A 24,053-nucleotide genomic window follows, 5' to 3' on the forward strand; every position below is an offset into this window, starting at 1 on the left:
CAGGGATCTCCGCGATCCCTTTCGCTGCACCACGCACTGAACGGACTCATGAAAATCCTGCATCGCCTGCTGCTGAGCTACGCCGCGCTGGTCGTTTTCGCTTTCGTCGGCGGCGCGCTGATGGCGCTGGCCTGGGCCAAGTTCGCCACCGGCCCGTGGTACGAGATCGGGCTGCTCGGCGCCAGCGGCCTGTTCGTCAGCGTGGTCGGCATCCGCTTCGGCATCGCCCAGGCCAAAGCCACCAGCGCGCCGCTGCAGAAGATCGCCGCCGCGACCAAGGCCGTGGCCGATGGCCGTTTCGACGTGCGGCTGGAGCGCTCGAACCTCGCCGAGGCCACCGCCCTCGCCGAAAGCTTCAACGAGATGGCCGCGGCGCTGGAGGCCTACAACTCGACCAGCATCGACCGCCTGCTGGCCGAACAGCGCCGCAACGACGTGGTGCTCGGCTCCATCGACGACGGCCTGATCATCGTCGACGAGCGCGCCCAGATCGAGCGCCTGAATCCGATCGCCGCGCGCCAGCTCGGCACGACGGTGGAACTAGCGATCGGCCGCACGCTCGACGACCTGCTCGGCGGCGACCGCTTCGACCAGCGGATCATCGACGACATCGCCAGCCAGCAATTGTCGCAGGACAACGAGCCGGATCTGGTGATCGGCGAAGGCGTGATGCAGCGAACGCTGGCAGTGGCGCTGACGCCATTCACCGACGAAACCCGGCCCGGCCTCGTCGTGATGATCCGGGACGTCACCGAGGAGCGCGAGCAGGAAAAGCTCCGGATGGATTTCGTCCTGCGCGCCTCGCACGAGCTGCGCACGCCGGTCTCCGGCCTTCGCATGGCGATGGACCTGCTGGCCGAGCGCGCGACGTTTGCGCCGGACACGCGCGAGGCCGACCTGTTCGACACCGTGCACACGGAAACCAAGCGTCTGGCCGATCTGGTCAACGACCTGCTCGACGTCTCGCGCCTGAGTCATGCCGACACGCCGCTGAAGCTGGAGCCGGTGCAGCTCGCGCAGATCGCCGAGGACGCCCGCGCCCGCTTCGAGCCGATGGCACTGGAGCGTCGGCTGAGCATCGTCAGCACCACGGCCGACAACCTGCCGGAACTGCAGCTCGATCCGTCGCAGTTCTCGCGCGTGCTGGACAATCTCGTCGGCAACGCCATCCGCCACACGCCACCGGGCGGCGAAGTCGGCATCACCGTGGTCGCCGGGTCAGACGCCATCCGTATCGAAGTCCGCGACAGCGGCGAAGGCATGACCCGCCGGCAGCTGGCGCGGGTGTTCGATCCGTTCGTGCAGTTCGGCCGCAACAGCGGCGGCGCCGGCCTGGGATTGACCCTGTCGCGCGAGATCGTCGAACGCCACGGCGGCCGGATCGAGGTCGCCTCGCAGCGCGGTCAGGGCGCGCGCTTCACCGTCAGCCTGCCGTGGCCAAGCGAGGCCGTGGCGGCCTGATACCGACTCAAGCACGTCGACGACGAGTTCGACTTGCTAGTGGTGCCCATCGCTGAAACTTCCCGTGGCTTCCGACGATGGCTTGCCAAGTTCCTGATGGAACGAAGCGATAATCGCAGCGGTCGTTTCAGGCGCGAGTTTTCCGTGCTTCTCTTGAAGTCCATTGGCGATGTGCCGAACTGTGTCGGCAAGGAAGACGCCCCACGCTTTTGCCTCGTCATGGCCGTTCTCTTCCCAGAAGCCAATCTTGATCGTGCAATGTTGGCCACGCTCAGCAATCCACGCGCTCAACATCTGAATTGAGTGCTCGTCTCGTTGTGCCGCTGGCGGGATGACTAGTGGCTTCATGGGAGTTTCAACTCGCTCAAGTCAGGTTCCATTTGGTCTAGCGCGGATGCAGCGTCAATCAACCATCAGCCCGTAACGAACACATGGGTTGCGGGTCGGCTGGAGCAAATTGGTAGGGACTCACTCTTCTGGCTCACCGAAAACCTTCGCGCGAAGCTCGGGGATCAGCAAAAGAATTGTTTGGCCGACAAATTTTGCGGCCTCCGCACTGCACATTTCTTGCAGCACCGATAGCCGATGTCGAATTGGAACGGTGCCTGCAGGCGGATTGAGCTGAGGGTAAATGAGCAGGCATTGTTCCGCTGGGTCGTAGCGGACGGTGAACTCGTTTGTCAGAACGTCTTTCAATTTCATAACGGGTTCAGTGGGCCCCAACGCGAATTCGGCGTCAATCGACCGGCAACTGATGCAGCGTTTCCACCGGCACCCCAACCCGTCGGCAGGCCCGCGCGCCGATGCCATCGCGCAGTGCGGCGCGGAACACGGGACCGAGCGCGCGCAGCGTGCGTTCGGCGGCGGCGTCCCGCAGCCGTTCGACGCGAGTGCGGCCAATGCGCGCGGCAGCCCAGTCCGGCAGCAGCGCCGCACCCGCCCCGAGAAACAGGTGCTTGGACACCCCGCTCATCGGAATCGGCAGGGACATGCCGGCCAGCACGGCCAGCACTTCACGCGAACGCACCGTGAATGCCAGATCGCCCTGCACGCTCGCGAAGTAGGCTTCGACCTCGGCGACCGATTTCGGCACCTTGCGCGCACCCAACGCTTCGGCCACGCGGGCGTTCTCGGCGTAGTAGCGATCCTGCAGTGCCAGCGGCAGCTCCGGATTCGCGTACAGCAGATAGCCGCGCAGGAAGCTCGACACTTCCGTGACATGCACCCAGGTCAGCAGTTTCGGGCTGTTCGCCGCGTAGGGCCGCCCGTCCTCGGTGCGCCCGGTCACTTTCGCGTGGATGCGGCGCACGCGGGCAATCAGGCGTTCAGCCTCGCCGGTCGGCGCGTAGCTGGTGCCGGCGACAAACGCGGTGGTCCGGCGCAGGCGGCCGATCAGGTCGTGCCGGAAGTTCGAGTGATCCCAGACGCCGGCCAACGCGGCCGGGTGCAGCGTCTGCAGCATCAAGGCGCCGATGCCGCCGGCCATCATGCCGGGGAAATCCGAGTGGATGCGCCAGGTCACGCTGTCCGGACCGAACAGGCCGGGATCACCGAGCGGTTGGTCGTATTCGATCGCCAACTGCTCGTTGCGCGGGAACACGCCGACGACCCAGTCGCGCAGGCGGGTCTGCAGCGGGCCGGTCAGGGTCGGAACCAGTCCGGCAACGGTCCGCGGCAGGCGCGGCCGGTGCAATCGATTGGAAGAAGTCATGCGGCAGTGTACGGACGCAACGGCTTTCAGACGCGCAGTGACGCGACCCGCTCGGCATTGAGCGCGGCAACGGCCCGGAATTCCGGCGTGATGCGGGCATCGTCCGCCAGCCGCTGCCAGTAGCGCACGGCCCACGGCTGCGCCGCCTGCGCCTGCGCCAGATGCCGGGTCAGCGGCGGGCGCGGCATGAAGTCCGGTGTACGCACCTCCCCGCGCTGCGGTGCGTACAGCATCGGCAGCATGTCGTAGGCCGGCGCCAGCGACAGCGGCCAGCGGCCGTCGAAGCACAGGCTCAAATTGCCGAAATGCATGTCGGTATTGGCGATCAGCCCACCGAAGGCAGATAGCCACGCAATCCGTTCAACCGCATCCAGCGGCAGCTTGCGCAAGGTGGCGAGCGTCATCGCGGTGGCCAGCCAGTCGCGTCGCTGGCCGACGAACTCGGCATCGATCACGCCGAGCGAGAACAGGCCGCGCCGGCCCTGCGCGCCGATGCGGTCGAAGCGTTCGACTTCGAGCAACATTCGCCCGCCGCGTTCGATCGCGATGCTCGGCGCTGCGTCGATGCCGGCCTCGCGCAGCACGGCGCTGGCGTGGCTTTCGGCAATCAGCAGATCGCCCCAGCGCCGGCCGGACGGTGTGGTCAGCGGCTCCGAAAACTTCACCAGCACGTGGCGCGCGCGACCGTCATCGTCGGCAACGAAGGCCGTGAACTTCGGCTGCTCGCCGCCGGGCGAGGAACCGCCGGCCTCGCCGCTCAGCGCCCGCTCGGCCAGCGCCGGATAGTCCTCGCGCGACTGCAGCGCGGGCTCGGGCCGCGCCTGAAACCGGCGCAGCGATTCATGGCCGACGATCAGGTTGCCGATCGCATCCTCGCCGCGCTGCACCAGCCAGACCAGCGCGTGGTCGTTGTTCCAGTCGCCGAGCCGCGGCGGCAGGCCGAGATCCTGCGCCGACTGCGCCAGCGCCCGGCCGACGAAGCCCTGCGGCCGCATGTCGTCGAGAAACCACGGCAGGTCGTCATAGACCGCCGAGGTGCCGCCCTCGAGCGATTCGTACCAGCCGCCGCCGTGCAGCACGGCAAGCAGACCGATCTCGTGCGCGCGGCCGTCGTGGTCGACGCGATAGACCGGCAGATCGCCGCCCAGAACACGGCCGGGGCCGCGAATCTCGCGGCGCAGGCCGTAGCGCGCGGCCCGGCTGCGGCCCAGCGCCATGACTTCTGGGGCCATGCGTCGCAGCAGGCGCGACACCGTCGGCTGGCTGACGCCGAGGCGCTCGACGATCTCCGCCGCCGTGCGCGGACCGGCCACCAGGTACGGAATCAGGTCGTTTTCCATGCCGAAAGCATAAAGAAATGCATGGATAATGAATAGATAAAATTATTTATCTATATGAATTAGCGAATCTATTCACCGATCTTTCTGGCCGCTTGAATACCTGATTCAGCGGCGATCGCCGCCAGCACGCGTCTCACGATGCATCACCCGACGGGCGTGCCAGAACCGTTCGATCACCGCGCCGACGGCAACACCGACGGCCACACCGACGCCATACGCCGCGAGGTCGAACCACGCAAAGCGCGAGCCGAGAACGAGGTGGCCCGCCGTGGTGGCCCGAATCGCGTTCAGCAAAGGCACCTGCCAAAGCTGCGAAAACTCGACCAGACCGGCAGTCGCGAACGCCAGCATCGCCAAGGTCCGTGTCGACGCGGCCGGCCTGACGAAGCCCCAGCCGAAGAAGACCAACAGCGCCCACAGCGCATCGCCCGGGTACTTGCCGAGCGCGGCCGGAAACAGCGCCGGGTATCCGCGCGATGCCAGTCCCAGCGCGATGACCGTCATGCTGGCGACATCTGCCAGCCCCGACTGAGCCTCATCCCAATCGGCCCGACCCGGCCTCCCTCACGGCTTCGGCAGGTTCTCGATCACCACCGGCTCGATGGCATCGGCCGGCGTGAAGCCGAAGACCTTGCCGTAGAAATATAGCTCGGCCTCGAGACTGCGCTTGATCGCCGCCGACGCACGGAAACCGTGTCCTTCGCCCGGGAACGGCACATACGCCACCGGCAGGCCGCGGCGCTTTACCGCATCGAACATCATTTGCGACTGGTTCGGCGGCACCACCTTGTCGTCCAGACCCTGGAACAGGATCAGCGCGCTGTCGATGCGATCCACCGCGTGGATCGGCGAGCGGGATTCGTACAGCGCCTTCTCGGCCGGATACGGGCCGATCAGGCTGTCGAGGTAGCGCGATTCGAACTTGTGGGTGTCGCGCGCCAGCACTTCGAGATCACCGACGCCGTAATAGCTGGCACCCGCCTTGAACACGCCCGGCCGGAACGCGAGCGCACCGAGCGTGGTGTAGCCGCCGGCGCTGCCGCCGCGGATCGCCAGCCGCTTCTCGTCGGCAAGCCCTTTCGACACCAGATACTTCGCGGCGTTGACCGAGTCATCGATGTCGACGATGCCCCACTGCCCATTCAGGCGCCGGCGATAGTCCCGGCCGTAGCCGCTGGAGCCGCCATAGTTGACGTCGACCACGCCGATGCCGCGCGAGGTCCAGAACTGGATCGACGGGTTGAACGTCATCGTCGTCTGGCTGGTCGGGCCGCCGTGGCTCAGCACCACCAGCGGCGGCTTCTCGCCCGGCGGGCCGACGAACGCCGGATTCATTGCCGGGTAGAAGAACGCGTGCGCCGTCCTGCCTCCGGTGGTCGGGAATTCGATCGCCTGCGGCTTCGACAGCTGGCGGGCATCAAGCTTCAGGCTGCTGCCGCGTCGGAGGACTTCGAAACGCTGCGTCTTCAGATCGAGCCGGACCAGCGAGCGGGCTTCGGTATCGGAGCCTCCGAGGAACGCGATGAAGCCGTCGCCGACCTGCAACTCCTTGATTTCCTTGAACGGGGTCTTGATGTCACGACGGGTGCCGGTTTTCGGATCGATTTCCGTGAGCCGGGCCTCGCCGTTGGCGATGTCGCTGGCGATGATCGTGCCGGCCGGCGTGAAGCCGTAGCGGCGCATGCCGAATTCCCACTGCGGCTCGCCGAATTCGGTGGCCGATTTCAGGATCAGCCGGGTCTTGCCGCCGTGCCAGCCGTACAGGTTCCACCAGCCGCTGCGGTCGGACGCGAACACCAGTTCGCCGCTCGGCGACCATTCGGGCTGGAACACCGACTCGTCGGCACCACCGGCAACGGTTTCGATGCCGGTCAGGAAACCATCGGCATCGAAGCTGGCAACGGACAAGGTCGTGCCGTCCCACGGCATGTTCGGGTGCCGCCACGACAGCCACGCCAGCCGCCTGCCGTCCGGACTGACTTTCGGCGACGAGTAGAAGTCCGCCCCGGATGCGAGCGTGCGTATCGTGTGCTCGCCTTCCAGATCGATCGCCACCAGCGTGTTGACCGCCTCGCCACCATTGGCCGGATGGGCTTCGCGCACGGCGATCATCCGCACCCGCGGCACATCGATCGTGGCATCGGCGAAGCGCGAGCCGGGCTCGGCGCGGAACGACTGCGGCGGGCCATCCGGCGGCTGCAGGTACAGCGCCTGATCCTTGAAATTCGAGAAGTAGGCGATGTTGCCCTTCACCACGAAGCCGCCGCCGCCGTACTCGTGCGCGCGAGTGCGCACGTTGTAGTCGCCCGGCGTCAGTTCGTCGAAGGCACCGTCTGCCCGGCGCCGCATCAGCACGCCGCGACCGCCCTCCTTCGGCCGGCCTTCGACCCAGTAGATCGCGGCACCATCAATGGCAACCTGCCCGAGCCGCAGGCTGTCGGCGACGATGGCATCCGACGTGATCGGCGACGGCCAGCTGCCGTACGGCGCGGCCGTCGGCGTCTTTGCCGCAGCGGCGGCGGGATCGGACGTCAGCATGGCCGTGGCCGCCGAGACGGCAATGGCGAGGAAACGCGTGCGCAACTCGGGCATGACAGGACTCGATCGGGCCGCGCGCGCACGAAAAATGCAGACCGGGCACAGTCTGCGGACGGGTCGACGCGACCATCGGTCGGTCTTGCGTGTTCGATCATCGGTAGGCGGCAGGCAAGGAAAGGAATACCACTGGCTGGCCGGACTATAGCGCGCAACATCGCGGCGCTGAACTCCGGCCCCGTCGTGGTCGACCGCTCGCAACTATGGGCGCTGAAAAGGAATTTTTCGCAATGTCGTCATCGCAGAAAACAGCCACCGCCGTGCTCGCCAGCGGTCGCGAGGCGCTGTCGCGCCGGATCACCCGCGGCTACCTGATCGCCCTCGCCGCGATCGCGCTGCTGTCGCTCGGCTCGCACCTGCTGCTGGTCCATCTGCTCGACACGCAGCGCGGCTACGCGCCGGCCATCAACCTGGCCGGACGCCAGCGCATGCTGTCGCAGCGGGTGTCGCGTTTCGCCCTCGAATACAGCACCGCGCCGACTGCGGACGACCGCGCCCGCAGCGCCCGGCTGCTCGATGAAACGCTGACCGCGCTGACCACCGCGCACGACACCCTGAGCCGCGGCAATCTGCGGCTCGGCATCGCCCCGCCGCACTCGGCCGAGCTGCAGGCGATGTACGACGCGCCACCGGTCGATCTCAACCGCCGGATCGAGGCCTATACCCGCGCCGCGCGGGACCTGCTGGCGATGCCGAAATCGGCACTCGCCGCGCGTCCGGACGCCTTGCAGCAAGTGCTGGACGCCGCACAGTCGCCGCTGCTGGCTGCGCTCGACACCGTCACCCGCCGCTACGAGACCGACAGCCAGCAGCAGGTCGATCAGCTGGCGCTGCTGCAGAACGGGCTGCTGGCCGTGGTGCTGCTGACTCTGCTCGGCGAAGCGCTGCTGATCTTCCGGCCGATGGTCGCTGCCGTGCGCAGCAGCCACGCGAAGATCGACGACGCGCGGCTGGAGCTGGAATCGGTGTTCGACGGCATCCCGGAATCGGTCTTCGTGCTCGACGATGACCTCGTCATCCGGCGCAGCAACCGCGCCGCGGCTCGGCTGTGGGACCGCGACCTCGACGCGCTGCAGGATCAACCGCTGACCGCGCTGGCCGAGGACGCCACCCGCCTGGTGCGCGCCGTGGTGCGCCGGGCAGCGTTCCATCAGCTGCACGAACTAACCGCCCGGCGTGACGACGGCAGCAGCTTCCCGTTCGAATACCAGCTGGCACCGCACACCGGCGGCACCTATCTGCTGTCCGGCCGCGATGTCACCGAGCGGCGCGAGCGCGAGCACCGTCTGCGGATGTACGAATCGGCGTTCGTCAATTCGTCGGAGCCGATCGTGATCTTCGAAAGCCTGACGCCCGGCGGCGCCAGCGATCACCTCGCCTACATCAATCCGGCGTTCACCCAGATCCTCGGATACACGCCGCTGCAGGTGATCGGCCAGCCGATGGACGCCCTGCTGATGCCGGACCCGGCACCGGACGTGTCCGAACGGATCGCGAAGGGTTTCTCGTCGCGCGTGCCGCAGGTGGTGGAAACGCCGATGCAGCGGCGCGACGGCACGCCGCTGTGGTGCGAGCTGACCTTCATGCCGACGCCGGACGCCCGCGGCACCGTCAACCACGTGGTGCTGATCATCCGCGACATCAGCGAACGCCGCGAACGCGAGCGCAAGGTCTGGGAGCAGGCCAATCTCGACCTGCTGACCGGCCTGCCGAACCGCCGCCTGTTCAACGAACGGCTGCGCGTGACCCTGGAGGAAGCCGAACGCACCCGGCAGCCGGCAGCGCTGCTGTTCATCGATCTCGACGGCTTCAAGGCAGTCAATGATCGACATGGTCACGACGCGGGCGACGAACTGCTGCGTCAGGTGGCGCGGCGGCTGACCGGGACCGTCCGCGGCGAGGATCTCGTGGCCCGCCTTGCCGGCGACGAATTCACCGTGATCTGCCCGAAGTGCCCGGATCGCACGGAAGCGGCCCGCGTCGCCCAGCGGATCATCGACCGGCTGGCGGAGCCGGTCGAACTGGCCAGCGGGGCCGTCAAGGTCGGCGCCAGCATCGGCGCAGCGCTGTATCCGGTCGATGCCGCGTCCCCGCTGCAGCTGGTGCGGGCGGCGGATCAGGCGATGTACCGGGCCAAGGCGGCCGGCCGGAATACGGTCCGCCATGCCGGCGACGAGCCGCCGCCGGCGCTGAAATCGGGCAGCGACGCGGCCTGAGCGCAGGCCGCGTCGCTGCCGAGGCGCGTCAGTACAGCAGGCGCGTGCGCAAGGTGCCGGAGATCGCCGCCAGCTGTTCGCGCAGTGCTTCGGCCTGATGATCGGCGGCGGCGATGTCGATCACGACGTAGCCGATGTTGCCGCTGGTCTGCAGGTACTGGCCTTCGATGTTGACCTCGCCCTTCGAGAACAGGTCGTTGATCCGGGACAGCATGCCCGGCCGGTTCTCGTGGATGTGCAGCAGGCGATGGCTGTTCGGATGCTCCGGCAGCGACACTTCCGGGAAGTTGACGGCCGACAGGGTCGAGCCGTTGTCGCTGTAGCGCACCAGCTTGGCCGCGACTTCGACGCCGATGTTCTCCTGCGCTTCCAGGGTCGAACCGCCGATGTGCGGCGTCAGGATGACGTTGTCCATGCCGATCAGCGGCGAGACGAACTTGTCGTCGTTGCCCTTCGGCTCGACCGGGAAGACGTCGACCGCCGCGCCGCCGACCTGACCGCTGCGCAGCGCGTCCGCCAGCGCGTCGATGTCGACGACGGTGCCGCGCGACGCGTTGATCAGCAGCGCGCCCCGCTTCATCGCATTGATCTCCGGCGTACCGAACATCAGCTTCGTCGCCGGGGTTTCCGGCACGTGCAGCGACACGATGTCCGAGCGATGCAGCAGGTCGTTCAGGCTCGCCGCCGGCATCGCGTTGCCGAGCGCCAGCTTGGTTTCGATGTCGTGATAGATCACGCGCATGCCGAGGCTTTCGGCCAGCACGCCGACCTGCGTGCCGATGTGTCCGTAGCCGATCAGCCCGAGCGTCTTGCCGCGGACTTCAAAGCTGCCGACGGCGGTCTTCGACCAGCCGCCGCGGTGGCATTCGGCGTTCTTTTCCGGAATGCGCCGCATCATCATGATCGCCTCGGCGATCACCAGTTCGGCGACCGAGCGCGTGTTCGAGTACGGCGCGTTGAACACCGGAATGCCGCGCGCCTGTGCCGCTTCGAGATCGACCTGGTTGGTGCCGATGCAGAAGCAGCCGATGGCGCCGAGGCGCTTGCCTTCGGCGATGACCTTCGCGGTCAGCTGCGTGCGCGAGCGGATGCCGACCATCCGGGCATCGGCGATCGAGCGGATCAGCTCCGGTTCCGGCAGCGCCTTTTCATGGAATTCAAGGTTGGTGTAGCCGGCAGCGCGGAAGTGTTCGACGGCGGTCTGGGACACGCCTTCCAGCAGCAGAATCTTGATGTCCTGCTTCGGAAAAGAGGTTTTTTTCATGGGGCCTTGCATCCACCGCGGGTTGTGCGGCGCGCAATGATGCCAGCACGAGGCCGCAGGGTCAGCCCGGATCAGCGGATCGCCAATCCGGAAACCCGGCGATCATCGGCCGGCGGCCGCGCGCTCGACCGCCCGACGCGCGCCTTTCCCGCTGATTTCGCGACGATTTTCGTCGCCGTTGGACGCGAACGCAGGCACCAGCGTGGCGGCCTGCGTCCGCCCGACGCCGCCGGCGCGCACGCGCTTCAGCCGAACACGACGACGCTTTGCCGCGTCAGCGCCACGGGCCGGCCATGCTGGTCGGCCAGCGTCGCCGTCTGTGCGAGGTAGCCGTCGCGGCCGGCGTTGACCTCGGCATCCATCAGCCACGGCGCCTGCGGCACATCGAGCGGCTGGCCGAGGAACTCGAGGGTCCAGGTCAGCGAACTGGCGACGGTCGGCTTCCTGAACGTCGACAGGGCCGGCGACGGAATGGCATCGGCCAGCGCGATCGCCACCGCCTCGGTGATCACCGGTTCGTCGGCGATCGCGACCCAGACCTGCGTCCGCGCCTCGGAACCACCGCAGTACGGCCAGGCACCCTGCGCCCACGACAGCTTCATGTGCTGCATGAACGCCGGCGCGATGCCGGCAACGTACGGCAGGCGTCGTGCACTTTCGAGCGGCGACGCAGTGATCGCCGGCAGTTCGATGGCGATGGCCGAAGGCCGCGCCGCACCGAACACCGCGATGACCAGACAGGCCAGCTGTTCGCCGTCGAACAGCCGCGCTTCGGCGTGGATCGCCGACTTGCCGACGCGCAGCACCCGCGCCTCGACCCGCACGGTTCCGGCCGGCACCGGTGCGATGAACGTGGTCTGCAAGGTGCGTAACAGCGGCGCCTCCGGCGCGATCTGCCGGATCGCCTTCACCGCGAGCGCCGCCTGCAGGCCGCCGAACACGCTGCGGCCCTGCAGCCACTCGTCGCCGACGGTGGCGGTGAAGGTGCCGGCCGCAGCCGCCGGCGTCAGGGTGTCGAGTACGTCCGAAAAGCGCATGTTGAACAGTCCAGGGTCAGGGAAATCGGGGCCGGCTCGCCTCGTCCGACGACGGCCGGCATCTCGTGGTCGGCACGCTGCCGCACCGAATGATGCCATCCGGATGGTGACGGGCCGTGACCTGCGACGAACGCCCGAGCCGCAGCGGGCACCAACCCGACACCGTGATCATCTGGCGCCAGCGACCGCCGGCCGGACGCCGATCGATCCGGAGGCGCAGCGGGGACAACCTGCAGGCATCGCTAGATTATTGAGCTTGATCACAATTTTTGCGGCCGACGGGCGTTATCATCGGACGCGCACGGCGCAGGGAAGTCCCGGAGTCAGCGGTCGTCGCGGCTGCTGGAATCCACATGGACGCGCGTCGACGAACGTCGACATCGCATCGATGGCGGAGCCGCACAGCGACAGCATTGACGACGCGTTGGCGGGGATGAATCGCCGATCAGCGCGGATGTACACTCGTACCGGCAATTTTCAGGGATTTGTGAGCAGGGGACCTTGGCGACGGCGGCCGGGGCATCCCGGATACATCGACGAGGATCGCGCATTGAGCTATCGCGGAACGACATCCGGTGCGTCAGCATCGTCGTCGCCGCGCGTCTGCGTGCTCTCGCTGTGGGCGCTGCTGGTGGCGTTCGCCGCGGTCTTCGCTCGCCCCGCCGCCGCGCTGTCTGCCGACAAGTCGTTCCACAACTTCGTCCGCGACTCCTGGTCGATCGAGCAAGGCCTGCCGCAGATCGCAGTGCAGGCCATCGCGCAGGATCACGAGGGCTACATCTGGGCCGGCACCCTGAGCGGCCTCGCCCGCTTCGACGGCGTGCGCTTCACCACGTTCAATCCGGCAATACGCCGGCGCTGCCGAGCAGCACGATCCAGGCGCTGCACACGGACCGCGACGGGCGGCTGTGGATCGCGACGAACAAGGGTGTCGCCGTCTACCGCGATGGTCGCTTCGTCACCGTGCCGGTCGAGAATCCGGTGGCCAGTGCCGAAATGGACGTGCAGGACATCCTGCCGAGCGCCAGCGGCGAGGTGCTGGTGGCGACCACGGCCGGCCTGTTCCGGGTGGTCAATGACAAGCTGCAGCAGGACCGTGCCGTGCCGGGGCCGCTGTTCTCGATCATCGAATCCGGCCAGGACAACCGCTGGATCGGCGGCTGGGGCGGCGTCTACCAGCAGCATGGCAACACCTTCGCGTTCGAGATGCTGCCGGGCCTGAGCCTGCACGACACGGTGCAGCATCTGGTGATTTCCGGATCGCGGCTGTGGGCAGGCACCAGCACCGGCCTGTTCGTGCGCGAGGGCGGCGTCTGGCAGCGCTACGACCGCCTGCCGACGCTGGCCTCGTCATCGATCGGCGTGCTGTACGAAGACCGCAGCGGCAATCTGTGGGTCGGCACGTCCAGCGGGCTCGTGCGCATGCGCAACGGCGAGCTGGTGGAACAGATCGACAACGAGCGCATGGGCACGCGCTGGGAGTACCTGACGGCGTTCGAGGATCGCGAGAACAACCTCTGGCTCGGCAGCCGCACCCGCGGCCTGACCCGGTTCTGGAACGGCCTGACCACGCGCTACAGCCTGCAGGAAGGGCTGAGTTCGCCGCTGGTCTGGTCGGTGGAGCGCGACAGCTTGAACCGGGGCGACAGCCGGCTCTGGGTCGGCACCGACAACGGCCTGAGCGAGCTATCGGGCAACCGTTTCCGGCAGGTGCTGCCGGGCAGCGCCCTGCCCGATCCCAGCGTCTACAGCCTGCTGGTCGAAGGCGATGACATCTGGATCGGCACCTCGCATGGTGCCGTGCTGATGCGGCGCGGCGAACTGGTGGCCTTGTCGGCGTTGAAAGGGCTCGAAGGTCTGCGCATCAACGGCATCCTGCGCGATCGCGCCCGGCGCCTATGGTTCGCGACCTCGAACGGCCTGTTCCGCTACGCCGGCGGCGCACTGACCCGCTTCGGCGAGAACGAGGGCCTGAGCGACCCGAGCGTCCGGGTGCTGTACCAGACCCGCGATGGCCGACTGCTGCTCGGCACGCAGTTCGGGCTGGCCGAGTGGCTCAATGGCGAGGTTCAGGCGATCGGCGCTGGCGAAGGCCTGCCGAACGACATCGACGTCACCGCCATCCACGAACTGCCGGATCGCCGGCTCGTCGTCGGCACCGCCACCGAGCAGCTGTATGTCTACGAGGGCAGCCGCTGGATCGAGTTCAACCACGACCATGGCCTGCCGCAGAACTCGGCGTTCTTCATCACCAACGACGACAAGGGCTATCTCTGGGTAGCCGGGCTGCGCGGGCTGTACCGGGTTCCGGTCGACGACCTGCGTCTGCCCAAGGACGGTGTCCGCCGCCCGGTGCGCAGCGAGCCGTACGGCAACGAGCTGAGCGCGCGCACCACCGGGCCGCGCGGCGAGTGCTGCAACGGTGCGGGCAACAGCAAGGGGCTGATGGCCGGCGGCGTGCTGTGGCTGCCGACACGCGATGGCGTGCTGTCCGTGCCGACCGACACGCTGGTGCGCAATCCGGTGCCGCCGACGGTCAAGGTCGAAAGCGTGTCCACCGGCGGCAAGTGGATCAGCGCCAGCGCCTTTCTGGCAGCACCGCTGCCGGCTCGGGCGCGCGACCTGAGCTTCAAGTTCTCGGCGCTGAGCTACCAGGACCCGTATGCGGTGCAGCTCGAATATCGCCTGCGGGGTTACGACGAGAACTGGCAGCCGGTGAAGGATTCGCTGAGCCGCTACGCCGACTACACCAATCTGCCACCCGGCGAGTACGTGTTCGAGGTCCGTGGCGCCAACAATGCCGGGGTCTGGAGCGAAACGCCGGCGATGCTGGCGTTCCGGATCACACCGTTCTTCTACGAGACCATCTGGTTCTACCTGATGATCGCGGTGATCGTCCTGACGCTGGCGTACGGCATCCACCGCTGGCGGCTCGGTTCGCTGACCCGGCGGCGCGCCGTGCTCGAAACGATCGTCGCGCAGCGTACCGACGCGCTGGCGCTGGCCAACCAGCAGCTCGAGCAGGCCAGCTATACCGACCCGCTGACCGGCCTGCGCAATCGCCGATACCTGCTGAACCAGTTGCCGCAGGACCTGGCGTTCTACCGGCGCAAGGGCGTCGAGTGCTACGACGAGGACACCATCCTTCTGTTCCTGCTGGTCGACATCGATCACTTCAAGCAGATCAACGACAGCCACGGCCATGGCGGCGGCGATCTGGTGCTGCAGCAGTTCAGTGCGCTGCTGAGCGAATTGGTGCGCGTGGGCGATTACGTGACGCGCTGGGGCGGCGAGGAATTCCTGATCGTGTCGCGGCCGCTGTCGCAGCATCATGCGATCAGCTACGCCTCGCGCATCTGCACCGTGATTTCGGCGCATCCGTTCGCGGTCGGCGCGCCGACGCCGCTGCGGCTGACCTGCTCCGTCGGCTTCGCCGAATACCCGCTGCGCAACACGCCGCCATCGCTCGACTGGCAGGATCTGGTCGAACTCGCAGACCGCGCGCTGTACCACGTCAAGGAAACCGGCCGGAATGGCTGGGCTGCGTTCCGGTTCACCGCCAAGACGCCGTTCCAGACCCTGATGCGCCGGTTCAAGGACGACCGCGCCGCACTGCTGGCCGAAAACGACCTGCTGCTGATCAGCTCGCGCGACCCGCTGCCACCGGACTCGCAGGCCGTGACGCTGGAGTTCAAGGCGCGATCCTGAGACGCGCGACGGCCGAGGGGTCGCCAGCGGACGCGCGACTGCATCCGGCGCGGGACTTCACCGCATCCAACCGGGATACACATTCCGGAGCGGCCCGATGATCGAATCCCTGATCCTGATCCTGCTGGCCGTGCTCGGCATCGGCGCCGCCGTCTGGCTGTTCTTCACCGTGCTCGGGCTGGTGCTGAACCTGATCGTCTGCCTCGTGCTCGGCGTGCTCGGGATCATCGGCGGGGCCTTGCTGCTGGCGCTGCTGTTGCCGCTGGGCGTCGGCGTCGCCCTGATCGCGCTGCCGATCCTGGGTCTGGTGCTGCTGCCGGCACTGCTGCCGCTGCTGCTGATCGGCGCGCTGCTGTGGTGGTGGCTGAAGCCCGGCACCAGCCAGTGGGCGACCTGACGCCGGCCGTCGATTCAGGACGCGGTCACCCGGGGCGGTTGCGCATCCAGTCGGCGGTCTCGAAGAAGCTGGCCATCAGACGTTCGCGCAGCGCCGGCGGATACGGCTGACGTTCGAGCGCCTGCAGCATGCAGGTCAGCCACTGGTTGCGCTCCGCTTCGCCGATCGCGTACGGCAGGTGCCGCGCCCGCAGCCTCGGGTGACCGAATCGGCTGATGTAGTGATCCGGCCCGCCACTCCAGCCGCACAGAAACCAGAAGAACTTGTCACGCGAGCCGTTCAGCATCGGCGGATGCAGTTCGCGGACGGTCTTCGCGGACGGATCCGCGTCCATGATCGCGTAGAAGTCGTCGACCAGCGCCCGAATGCCGGGCTCGCCGCCCAACAGTTCGAACAAGGTCTCGGCCTCGCTCGCAGGATCGGAATCGGGTTTCACGTCGGTCATCGGTTTGTCGGCAGGCGTTTCGGCTGCAATGATAGAGGCCTGCCGGAATCCCGCGAGCGCCGCCCAGACAGCGCCGCCAATCGGATCGTCCGGCCTGCTCGTCAGACCGGCGCTGGCAGGCCGGTGTCCCGGAGTACGGTCGGCCCGGCAGCATCACTGACCCAGGAGAGAGAAACGTGTTCGGCTCAGCCAAGAAAGCAGATTCCAGAAAGGCGCAGGACATGGCATCCCGCGAGCCTGCCGCCGACGTCCTCGTCGTGGCCCCCGAGGCCTACCTCCGCGACCGCCTGAGCGCCGAAGCGCTGCAGCTTCCGGCCGACCGCCGCGTGCAGACCGTGTCGCTGACCGATCCGCGGGCCACCGGCGGCATCGAAAGTCCTTACGTGCTGAGCCTGTTCAACAATCCGCTCGATCTCGACGCGCTGGCCGATCAGGTCGTGGCGGCCCGCGGTGCCGGACGCGAGACGGTGCTGATCGTCGCGATCAACTCGACCCAGCTGGTTGCCCTGGGTCAGTGGCTGGAGCGCCGCGCGCCGACCGGTCGCCTGCAGGGCACGCGGCTGCTGCTGGCGTCGGATGTCGATGGCGTGGCGCAGCAGCTGATCCAGCGCCTGCGGCCGGTGACCGAAGACAACGTCATCCGGATGCCGGCGACGACGGAAGTCGACAACACGGCGTTCAAGAACTTCTTCGTGTTCAGCCCGGAACTGCAGGCGCTGGTCGCCCGCATCCGCGGCTTCGCCCAGAACGGCGTCAGCCGCGCCTGCCTGCTCGGCGGCCCCGGCAGCGGCAAGACCACGCTGGCTTATTACTACTTCCTGGTGCGCAGCAAGGGCCGTTTCGTCTCGATCAACCTCGCTGCCGAGAACGTCGGCGACAAGGCGGCGATCAAGTCGCTGCTGTGCGGCCACGTCTCGGGTGCGTTTCCGGGTGCCGGAGCCCGCACCGGCGCCTTCCAGCACGCGCGCGATGGCGTCTGCTTCCTCGACGAAAGCCATGAAATCAGCGGTGCCGTGATGGAAGTGCTGATGGAAGCGCTCGACAACGGCCAGTACCTGCCGTACGGCGCATCGGCCAAGCAGCCGCTCGAATGCGCCGTGCTGTACGCGACCAATCGCAGCTGGACCTTCCTGCAGAACGCCGTCAATCTCGATCAGTTCACGCGGCTGGGGGCTTCGACCCTGCAGGTGCCGGAGCTGTCGCGCCGCGAGGAAGACATGATCGCCGTCGTCGCCACCTGTCTGAGCCGGCTGGCGTCGAAATGCTCGAACTGGGTGGCGCCGACCGGCCTCAGCTCCGAAGCCTGGGCCACGATCAAGGACTGCCGCTGGCACGGCAACATCCGCGGCGTGGTCCGCGTGCTCGAATCGGCGTTCGTCGATACCGCCACGACGCGCGGCGGCGACACCTTGATCCGAGCGCCGGAAATCGAGCAGGGCATCCTGCTGTGGGAGCCGAAGACCCATCACAGCCATCAGATCTATGCGGCCGCCTGACGCGACTGCACGGCGGAACCACCAGGCGCGAGCAACCCTCGCGCCTTTTTTGTGCTCGCCGCCCGGAGGGCCGCGGCGATCACGGCGATCGACGCGAGCCAATCCGGACGGGCGATGCCGCGAGCCGCGCGCATCCTCTAAAGTTGCGCCATGACCGACTCCCTCACGAGCGCGCCGCGCCGACGCGCCGCCCTCGCCTTCATCTTCGTCACCGTCGTGCTCGATGTTCTGGCCTTTGGCGTGATCATTCCGGTGCTGCCGCGGCTGATCGAGCAGTTCCGTGGCGGCAATACCGCTTACGCCGCTGAAACCTATGGCATTTTCGCCACGGCCTGGGCCTTGATGCAGTTCCTGTTCTCCCCCGTACTGGGCGCGCTGTCGGATCGCTTTGGCCGTCGCCCGGTGATCCTGATCTCGTGCTTCGGCCTCGGGCTCGACTACATCGTGATGGCGCTGGCACCGAGCCTTGGCTGGCTCCTCGTCGGGCGCATCCTGTCGGGCATCACCGCGTCGAGCTTCTCGGTCTCCGCGGCGTATGTGGCGGACATCACGCCACCGGAAAAGCGCGCCGCCGGCTACGGCATTCTCGGTGCGGCATTCGGCGTCGGCTTCGTCATTGGCCCGGCGATGGGCGGGGTGCTGGGCAGCATCAGCGAACGCCTGCCGTTCTGGACCGCCGCCGCCCTGGCGCTGATCAGCGCGACCTACGGCCTGTTCGTGCTGCCGGAATCGCTGCCGCCGGAGCGGCGCTCGCCGTTCCGTTGGGCGCGGGCCAATCCGATCGGCGCGCTCAAGCTGCTGCGTTCCTATCCGGGCCTGACCGGACTCGCGGCGATCAATCTGCTGTTCCAGATCGCGCGCTACGTGCTGCCGAGCGTCTTCGTGCTGTACACGAGCTACCGCTACCACTGGGACGCGCAGACCACCGGGCTGACCCTGACCTTCACCGGGCTGCTGAACGTAGCCGTCGAAGGCGGACTGGTGCGGCCGTTCGTCGCACGCTTCGGCGAACGCATCTCGATGTTCGCCGGACTGTCGTGCGGGACTGCCGGCTTCCTGTGGATGGCGCTGGCGCCGGACCAGATCTGGTTCTGGGCCGGCATGCCGATCTTCGCGCTGATGGGCCTGTTCAACCCGGGCCTGCAAAGCCTGATGACGCGCCGCGTGCTGCCCACCGAGCAGGGCCAGCTGCAGGGTGCGAACACCAGCCTCGTCGGCATCGCCGGCTTGGTCGCGCCGGGTCTGTTCACGGTCAGCTTCGCGTGGTTCATCGGGCCGGGTGCCAGCCTGCATCTGCCGGGCGCGCCGTTCCTGCTGGCCGCCACGCTGACCTTCAGCGCGCTGCTGCTGACCCGCGTGTTCACGCGCCCGGCGCTGCCGGCGGCCGCATGAAGCCGGCGCTGCCACCCGCGCTCGAATCGGCGCTCTCGGCCTGGTTCGACGACGATGACAGCGCCGCGCTCGAACGCGCCTGCGAGCTTGCAAGGACCCAGGTCCGCGAGATCGACGCGCTGCTGACCTGGGTCCGCGACTACGGCGGCTCGGCGGCGGCCACGGCACTGGCACAACGGCGACTGCGCTTCGCCCTCGGCCTGCCGGTGATCGCAGGTCCGGTTTGCCGCCGCCCCACGAGCGATTGAACGAGCACATGCATGATCGACGACGATGACCAGGACGACGACCTCGACGAGGCCGATGACGAGGCCGACGACGGCGAGGCGCCGGCACGCCATCCGAAGCCGGTCGACTCGGTCCGCCTCGACAAGTGGCTGTGGGCGGCCCGCTTCTACAAGACGCGCAACATCGCGAAGGAAGCCATCGAAGCTGGTCATGTGCGCTATGACGGCAGCCGGGCCAAGGTCGCGAAGGACGTCGCGATCGGGGCGGAGATCAGCATTCGACGTGGCCAGGACGAGATGCAGGTGACGGTCCTCGAGCGCTCCGACCAGCGCCTCGGCGCGCCTTTCGCGCGCCTGCTGTATGCGGAAACCGACGCCAGCCTGGCACGACGCGCCCGCGAAGCCGAACTCCGCGCGGCTGCGGACGAGCAGTTCAGCGATCGGCCGAACAAGCTGCAGCGACGATTGATCCACCGCTTCAAGCGCTCGCTCGGGCGCGGATGAAGCATCTGCTGGTCGTCTTCAGCACCCAGACCGGGCGCACGGCGGCGCTGATCGAAGCCGCCTGTGCCGGCGCTGCCGACTGGTCGGACGAAGTCGAGACCCGCTGTCAGCCCGCGCTCGCGGCCACGCTGGACGACTTGCTGTGGGCCGATGGCCTGATCATCGGCAGCCCGGAGAACTTCGGCTATCTCTCCGGCGCCGTGAAGGATTTTCTCGACCGCACCTACTATCCGGCCGAGGGCAAGGTCGACGGCCTGCCCTATCTGATGCTGGTCAGCGCCGGCAACGACGGCAGTGGTGCGGTGCGGGCGCTCGAACGGATTGCCGCCGGCTACCGCTGGAAGCGGGTCGCGGAGCCGCTCATTGTTCGTGCGGATCCCGACGACAACGCACGGGCGCAGGCGCGTGAACGCGGCGCGATGCTGGCGGCAGGGTTGGCGCTCGGCACGCTGTAACGCCCACGCTGCCGTCGCCCCCCGGCGCGGACCGTTCATTCTGAGTTCAGCGCTTGCGGCCTACAGTCGCGGCACTTTCGGACCATCTTCGACGGACGAACTGCCATGACCTCATCCCGCAACCTCGCCTGCCTCGTCTTCGTCTCGTGCTGGGCTGTCGCGCTGGCCGCGCCGAACAAGGCGGTGGTCCTCCAGCCCCAAGTTCAGCAACAGGCCGACACCCGCCCTGAGCTGCAGACCGATGACAGTGCCGCCTGCACCGCGTCCAGCGCTGACCGTTGCGGCGCCTGCCCGGCGTCGTGCTCGACGGGACCGTCCGCCCAGTGCGCATCGGGCATCGCTGTCGGCCCGCAGCCGGACGCGTCGTGCATCGCCTCGCCCGAGTGAAGTCGCGGTAAACGCAGGCGTTTGCCGATCGGTCTCGTTCCGCGGCCTGTGGCGCGGTAGCCTTGCGCTCCATTCTCAGGCCCCTGCCGACGCCGTGAAATTCGAGACGCTTGCCATTCATGCGGGACGCGAGGCGGACATCGCCACCGGTGCCGTCGCCCCGTCACCGATCCTGTCGACCACGTTCGCCCGCGATGTTCACGGCGAATACCCGCACGGTCACGTCTACACGCGCTCGAGCAATCCGGGTCGCGCGTCGCTCGAGGCGCTGCTCGCCGCGCTCGAAGGCGGTGTCGCCGCGGCGGCATTCGGGTCCGGCTCCGCCGCATCGCTGTCACTTTTCCAGGGCCTTGCGCCGGGCGATCACGTCATCGCACCGGACGATGTCTACCACGGCACGCGAACCCAGTTGCGCGAGCTTCTGGCGCGCTGGGGCCTGACCCACTCGCTGATCGATCTCACCCGGCTTGACGCCGTGCGTGCCGCGATTCGTCCGGAAACGCGGCTGATCTGGGCCGAAACGCCGTCGAATCCGCTGCTGAAGGTCAGCGACATCGCTGCATTGGCCGAGCTTGCGCACGCCAGCGGCGCGCAGCTCGTCGTCGACTCGACATTCGCGACCCCGGTGCTGCAGCAGCCGCTGCAGCTCGGGGCCGACTACGTCATGCATTCGACCACCAAATATCTCGGCGGCCACAGCGATGTGCTCGGCGGCGCCGTCATCGCGCGTCGGCAGGACGAGCTGTTCGGCCGTGTTCGCGACTATCAGGGCAAGGGCGGCGCGGTGCCGTCGCCATTCGACTGCTGGCTGCTGCAGCGCTCGATCGCGACCCTGCCGCTGCGCGTGCGCGCGCAGGTCGCGAATGCCCAGGCCGTGGCCGAATTTCTCGCCGCCCACCCGGCGGTCAGCGTCGTCCACTATCCGGGGCTTTCCAGCCACGCTGGCCATGCGCTCGCCAGCGCGCAGATGAAAGGCTACGGCGCAATGCTGTCGTTCCAGCTCCATGGGGGCCGGGAGGCGGCGCTGGCGGTGGCGGCCAAGGTCGCGCTGTTCACGCGCGCCACCAGCCTGGGCGGCGTCGAAAGCCTGATCGAGCATCGCGCGTCGGTCGAAGGCCCGCACACGACGACACCGCAGGACCTGCTGCGGATGTCGGTCGGCCTCGAACATGCCGACGACCTGATCGACGATCTGCGGCAGGCGCTGGCTGCCTGATCGGCGCGCCGACACGTTTGCGAAGCTGAACGGAACGGTTCAGGGACGATTCAGTGACCCGGTCTTAGCCTCGACGCACTGAATCGTCACACCCGGAGCACGCGATGAACCTGTCCCTTCCGAAGCTCGCTGCCGTCGCCGGTCTTGCGCTGGCTTCGCTGACCTTGGTGACGCCGATGACGGCCGAGGCTCGCGTCGATGTCGGCATCAACATCGGCGTGCCGCTGTACGCGCCGCCGCCCGTGTACTACTACCCGCCGCCGCGGGCCTACTACGGCCCGACCGTCGTCTACCGCTCGTATTACGAACCGCGCTACTACGGCCCGCGCTACGGCTACTACCCGCGCGCGTACGGATATCGCGAGCACTATCGTCGGGGCCATGACGGCTACCGCGGCGGCCGGCATCACGGCGGCCATCACGATCACCACTGATCGCTTCGAGCCGGCATCGACCACGGGCCGGCATTGCACGATCGCCGCAGGCCGGGCCGGCAGCGCGCCGCCCGGCCTGTGGCATGCTTGAGCGTCTGCCTTGCCTGACTGGATTTCGATGAACGCATTTCGTGCCGTGACCCTCGCCGGCGTGTTCGCCCTCGCCGCCTGCTCATCGAAAGTGACGCCGGAGAACTACGACAAGATCGGCCCCGGCATGAGTCGCGCCGAAGTGCACGCGATTCTCGGCAAGCCGGACGACGTCAACGCCGAGGACATCGGCGGCCTGCTGAGCCTCAGCAAGGAACGCTGGCACGCCGGCAAGAAGGTGCTGACGGTGACCTACGGCAACGACTCGGTGGCGCTGAAATCGTTCGAGACTGAATCCGATACCCCGAAGTAAGGCGGGCTGACGATGAAGATCATCGAGGCCGTGACGGCTGTGCTCGTCTGCAACGGCGAGATTTTCCTGACCCATCGACAACCGCACCTGACCGCGTTCCCGGGCTTCCAGGCATTCCCGGGCGGCAAGGTCGACAAGGGCGAAGCCGACCACGCGCACGCTCATCCCCTTCTCGCCCCGTTCACGCCGCGTCACGTCCATGCGCTGGCGCGCGAGCTGCGCGAGGAACTGAGCTTCGATCTCGACGCGGCGCTCGCCGCCGGCGACGTGCTGGCGATCGACAAGCTGGGCAGCGCGATCTCGCCGCCGATCATCGCGGTGCGCTTCGATACCAGCTTCTTTCGGATCGAGCTGCGCGCGAAGCCCACCTTCACGATCGAGATCGGCGAGCTGTCCGGTGGCGCCTGGGCGACTCCTGCCGAGTGGATGGCCCGCTACAACGCAGGCGATCTGCTGGTCGCCCCGCCGACCCACGACGTGCTGGTGGCGCTGGCCGCGAACCCGGACAGTCGCCGGGTGACGCAGCTCGGCGATTACAACGAGTTCGTCGGCACACCGCAGATCGAGCCGCTGCGCGGCGTCTACCAGTGCCCGATTCCATCGAACACCCTGCCGCCGGCCGATCGCACCAACGCCTTCATCCTCGGCGACGACGGCGGCCCGCGGATCATCGTCGACCCGTCGCCGGCGAACCGGGCGGAGTTCGACAAGCTCTGCACGCATCTGGCCGGCCGCGGCATAACCGCCGTCTTCCTGACCCATCACCACCCGGATCATCGGCAGTTCGCGAATGATCTGGCGCGGCACCTCGGCGTGCCGATGCAGCTCAGCGCCGACACCCACCAGCGCATCTCGCGGCTGCAGCCGGCGTGGTTCGATGGCATCGCCGTCGATCTGAAGGCCGATGGCGATGTCGTCGGCACCTGGCTCGGTCATCCGCTGCGCGTGATCGCCGTGCCCGGCCATGACGAAGGCCAGCTCGCGCTGATGCCGGACAACCGGGGTTTCTGTCTCGTCGGCGACCTGATCCAGGGTGTCGGCACGGTGGTCATCGCCGCGCCGGAAGGCGACATGGCGAAGTACTTCGCGTCGCTCGAGAAGATCATCGCGCTGGCGCCGAAAGTGATCTGGCCGTCGCACGGCGGCGCACTCGGCGGCACGTTCTATCTGGAGCAGACGCTCAAGCACCGGCGCCTGCGTGAAGCGCAGGTCAAGGCGCTGTTCGAAGCCGGCAAGTCGCTCGACGAGATCCTGAACGAGGTCTATGTCGGGCTCGATCCGCGCCTCGTGCCGCTGGCGCGGATGAACATCGACAGTCATCTCGCCAAGCTGCGGGCGGAAGGCGCGCTCGCGGCCTGAGCCGCG

The 24,053-nt window shown here is 67.6% G+C and carries 23 protein-coding genes and 1 pseudogene; 15 read left to right on the plus strand and 9 right to left on the minus strand.

Going from position 1 to position 24,053, the window contains the following annotated elements:
- Positions 1-48: 48 nt before the first annotated feature.
- A complete protein-coding gene (locus QZ951_RS08705) occupies positions 49-1,461 on the plus strand; it encodes an ATP-binding protein (RefSeq protein WP_293000153.1) in 1,413 nt (470 codons plus the stop codon).
- Positions 1,462-1,497: 36 nt separating this feature from the next.
- On the opposite strand, the gene QZ951_RS08710 is transcribed toward QZ951_RS08705, so the two are convergent.
- The 6 genes from QZ951_RS08710 to QZ951_RS08735 all read right to left on the minus strand — a co-directional run bounded on the left by QZ951_RS08710 (position 1,498) and on the right by QZ951_RS08735 (position 7,104).
- A complete protein-coding gene (locus QZ951_RS08710; RefSeq protein WP_293000155.1) occupies positions 1,498-1,809 on the minus strand; it encodes a DUF5076 domain-containing protein in 312 nt (103 codons plus the stop codon).
- A 120-nt stretch (positions 1,810-1,929) separates the two neighbouring features.
- On the minus strand, positions 1,930-2,163 hold the full coding sequence (locus QZ951_RS08715) for a hypothetical protein (RefSeq protein WP_293000156.1): 234 nt from the start codon (positions 2,161-2,163) through the stop codon (positions 1,930-1,932).
- Positions 2,164-2,197: 34 nt separating this feature from the next.
- Complete coding sequence (locus QZ951_RS08720) at positions 2,198-3,172, minus strand: oxygenase MpaB family protein (protein ID WP_293000157.1); 975 nt, start codon at positions 3,170-3,172, stop codon at positions 2,198-2,200.
- Between the two features lie 26 nt (positions 3,173-3,198).
- Positions 3,199-4,512 carry a type II toxin-antitoxin system HipA family toxin YjjJ gene (yjjJ, locus tag QZ951_RS08725; protein WP_293000158.1) on the minus strand — a complete coding sequence of 438 codons (1,314 nt, stop codon included), beginning with the start codon at positions 4,510-4,512 and terminating at the stop codon, positions 3,199-3,201.
- A gap of 105 nt (positions 4,513-4,617) precedes the next feature.
- Positions 4,618-5,016 carry a DUF2809 domain-containing protein gene (locus tag QZ951_RS08730; protein WP_293000159.1) on the minus strand — a complete coding sequence of 133 codons (399 nt, stop codon included), beginning with the start codon at positions 5,014-5,016 and terminating at the stop codon, positions 4,618-4,620.
- A 60-nt stretch (positions 5,017-5,076) separates the two neighbouring features.
- A complete protein-coding gene (locus QZ951_RS08735; RefSeq protein ID WP_293000160.1) occupies positions 5,077-7,104 on the minus strand; it encodes a S9 family peptidase in 2,028 nt (675 codons plus the stop codon).
- A gap of 233 nt (positions 7,105-7,337) precedes the next feature.
- Here QZ951_RS08735 and QZ951_RS08740 point away from each other — a divergent pair, with 233 nt between their 5' ends.
- Positions 7,338-9,323, plus strand: coding sequence for a diguanylate cyclase (locus QZ951_RS08740; protein ID WP_293000161.1), 1,986 nt, complete (start codon positions 7,338-7,340; stop codon positions 9,321-9,323).
- Positions 9,324-9,351: 28 nt separating this feature from the next.
- On the opposite strand, the gene serA is transcribed toward QZ951_RS08740, so the two are convergent.
- Together serA and QZ951_RS08750 are read right to left on the minus strand one after the other, a co-directional pair.
- Positions 9,352-10,587, minus strand: a complete 1,236-nt coding sequence (gene serA, locus QZ951_RS08745) for a phosphoglycerate dehydrogenase (protein WP_293000162.1) — start codon at positions 10,585-10,587, stop codon at positions 9,352-9,354.
- 245 nt (positions 10,588-10,832) lie between these two features.
- Positions 10,833-11,624, minus strand: coding sequence for a thioesterase family protein (locus QZ951_RS08750; RefSeq protein WP_293000163.1), 792 nt, complete (start codon positions 11,622-11,624; stop codon positions 10,833-10,835).
- A gap of 618 nt (positions 11,625-12,242) precedes the next feature.
- Here QZ951_RS08750 and QZ951_RS20385 point away from each other — a divergent pair.
- The 3 genes and pseudogenes from QZ951_RS20385 to QZ951_RS08760 all read left to right on the plus strand — a co-directional run.
- Positions 12,243-12,542: pseudogene (locus tag QZ951_RS20385) on the plus strand (hypothetical protein); the annotation flags it as partial.
- Positions 12,543-12,605: 63 nt separating this feature from the next.
- On the plus strand, positions 12,606-15,332 hold the full coding sequence (locus QZ951_RS08755) for a ligand-binding sensor domain-containing diguanylate cyclase (RefSeq protein WP_293000164.1): 2,727 nt from the start codon (positions 12,606-12,608) through the stop codon (positions 15,330-15,332).
- Between the two features lie 97 nt (positions 15,333-15,429).
- The gene (locus QZ951_RS08760) at positions 15,430-15,729 is read left to right on the plus strand and encodes a hypothetical protein (protein ID WP_293000165.1); all 300 of its coding nucleotides are present in this window, start codon (positions 15,430-15,432) and stop codon (positions 15,727-15,729) included.
- 25 nt (positions 15,730-15,754) lie between these two features.
- Here the strand turns inward: QZ951_RS08760 and QZ951_RS08765 are convergent, their stop codons facing one another.
- Positions 15,755-16,174, minus strand: coding sequence for a group II truncated hemoglobin (locus QZ951_RS08765; protein WP_293000166.1), 420 nt, complete (start codon positions 16,172-16,174; stop codon positions 15,755-15,757).
- Between the two features lie 176 nt (positions 16,175-16,350).
- Between QZ951_RS08765 and QZ951_RS08770 the strand changes: the two genes are divergently transcribed.
- From QZ951_RS08770 to QZ951_RS08815, 10 genes are all read left to right on the plus strand, one after another.
- Positions 16,351-17,670: a sigma 54-interacting transcriptional regulator gene (locus QZ951_RS08770; RefSeq protein ID WP_293000167.1), complete on the plus strand. Its 1,320-nt coding sequence runs from the start codon at positions 16,351-16,353 to the stop codon at positions 17,668-17,670.
- 150 nt (positions 17,671-17,820) lie between these two features.
- On the plus strand, positions 17,821-19,062 hold the full coding sequence (locus tag QZ951_RS08775; RefSeq protein ID WP_293000168.1) for a TCR/Tet family MFS transporter: 1,242 nt from the start codon (positions 17,821-17,823) through the stop codon (positions 19,060-19,062).
- Positions 19,059-19,310, plus strand: a complete 252-nt coding sequence (locus tag QZ951_RS08780) for a hypothetical protein (protein ID WP_293000169.1) — start codon at positions 19,059-19,061, stop codon at positions 19,308-19,310. The genes QZ951_RS08775 and QZ951_RS08780 overlap by 4 nt, the downstream gene beginning before the upstream one ends.
- A gap of 12 nt (positions 19,311-19,322) precedes the next feature.
- The gene (locus QZ951_RS08785; RefSeq protein WP_293000170.1) at positions 19,323-19,793 is read left to right on the plus strand and encodes an RNA-binding S4 domain-containing protein; all 471 of its coding nucleotides are present in this window, start codon (positions 19,323-19,325) and stop codon (positions 19,791-19,793) included.
- Positions 19,790-20,248 carry an NAD(P)H-dependent oxidoreductase gene (locus QZ951_RS08790; protein ID WP_366943842.1) on the plus strand — a complete coding sequence of 153 codons (459 nt, stop codon included), beginning with the start codon at positions 19,790-19,792 and terminating at the stop codon, positions 20,246-20,248. The genes QZ951_RS08785 and QZ951_RS08790 overlap by 4 nt, the downstream gene beginning before the upstream one ends.
- Before the next feature lie 105 nt (positions 20,249-20,353).
- A complete protein-coding gene (locus QZ951_RS08795) occupies positions 20,354-20,635 on the plus strand; it encodes a hypothetical protein (protein WP_293000171.1) in 282 nt (93 codons plus the stop codon).
- Positions 20,636-20,729: 94 nt separating this feature from the next.
- On the plus strand, positions 20,730-21,851 hold the full coding sequence (locus QZ951_RS08800; protein WP_293000172.1) for an aminotransferase class V-fold PLP-dependent enzyme: 1,122 nt from the start codon (positions 20,730-20,732) through the stop codon (positions 21,849-21,851).
- 176 nt (positions 21,852-22,027) lie between these two features.
- Positions 22,028-22,285 (plus strand): hypothetical protein, encoded by a 258-nt coding sequence (locus QZ951_RS08805; RefSeq protein WP_366943850.1) that lies wholly within the window; start codon positions 22,028-22,030, stop codon positions 22,283-22,285.
- A 118-nt stretch (positions 22,286-22,403) separates the two neighbouring features.
- The gene (gene bamE / locus QZ951_RS08810) at positions 22,404-22,688 is read left to right on the plus strand and encodes an outer membrane protein assembly factor BamE (RefSeq protein ID WP_293000174.1); all 285 of its coding nucleotides are present in this window, start codon (positions 22,404-22,406) and stop codon (positions 22,686-22,688) included.
- A gap of 12 nt (positions 22,689-22,700) precedes the next feature.
- Positions 22,701-24,047: an MBL fold metallo-hydrolase gene (locus tag QZ951_RS08815; RefSeq protein WP_293000175.1), complete on the plus strand. Its 1,347-nt coding sequence runs from the start codon at positions 22,701-22,703 to the stop codon at positions 24,045-24,047.
- The last annotated feature ends 6 nt before the right edge of the window (positions 24,048-24,053 follow it).

Source organism: Nevskia sp., assembly GCF_021732705.1.
Lineage (GTDB): Bacteria > Pseudomonadota > Gammaproteobacteria > Nevskiales > Nevskiaceae > Nevskia.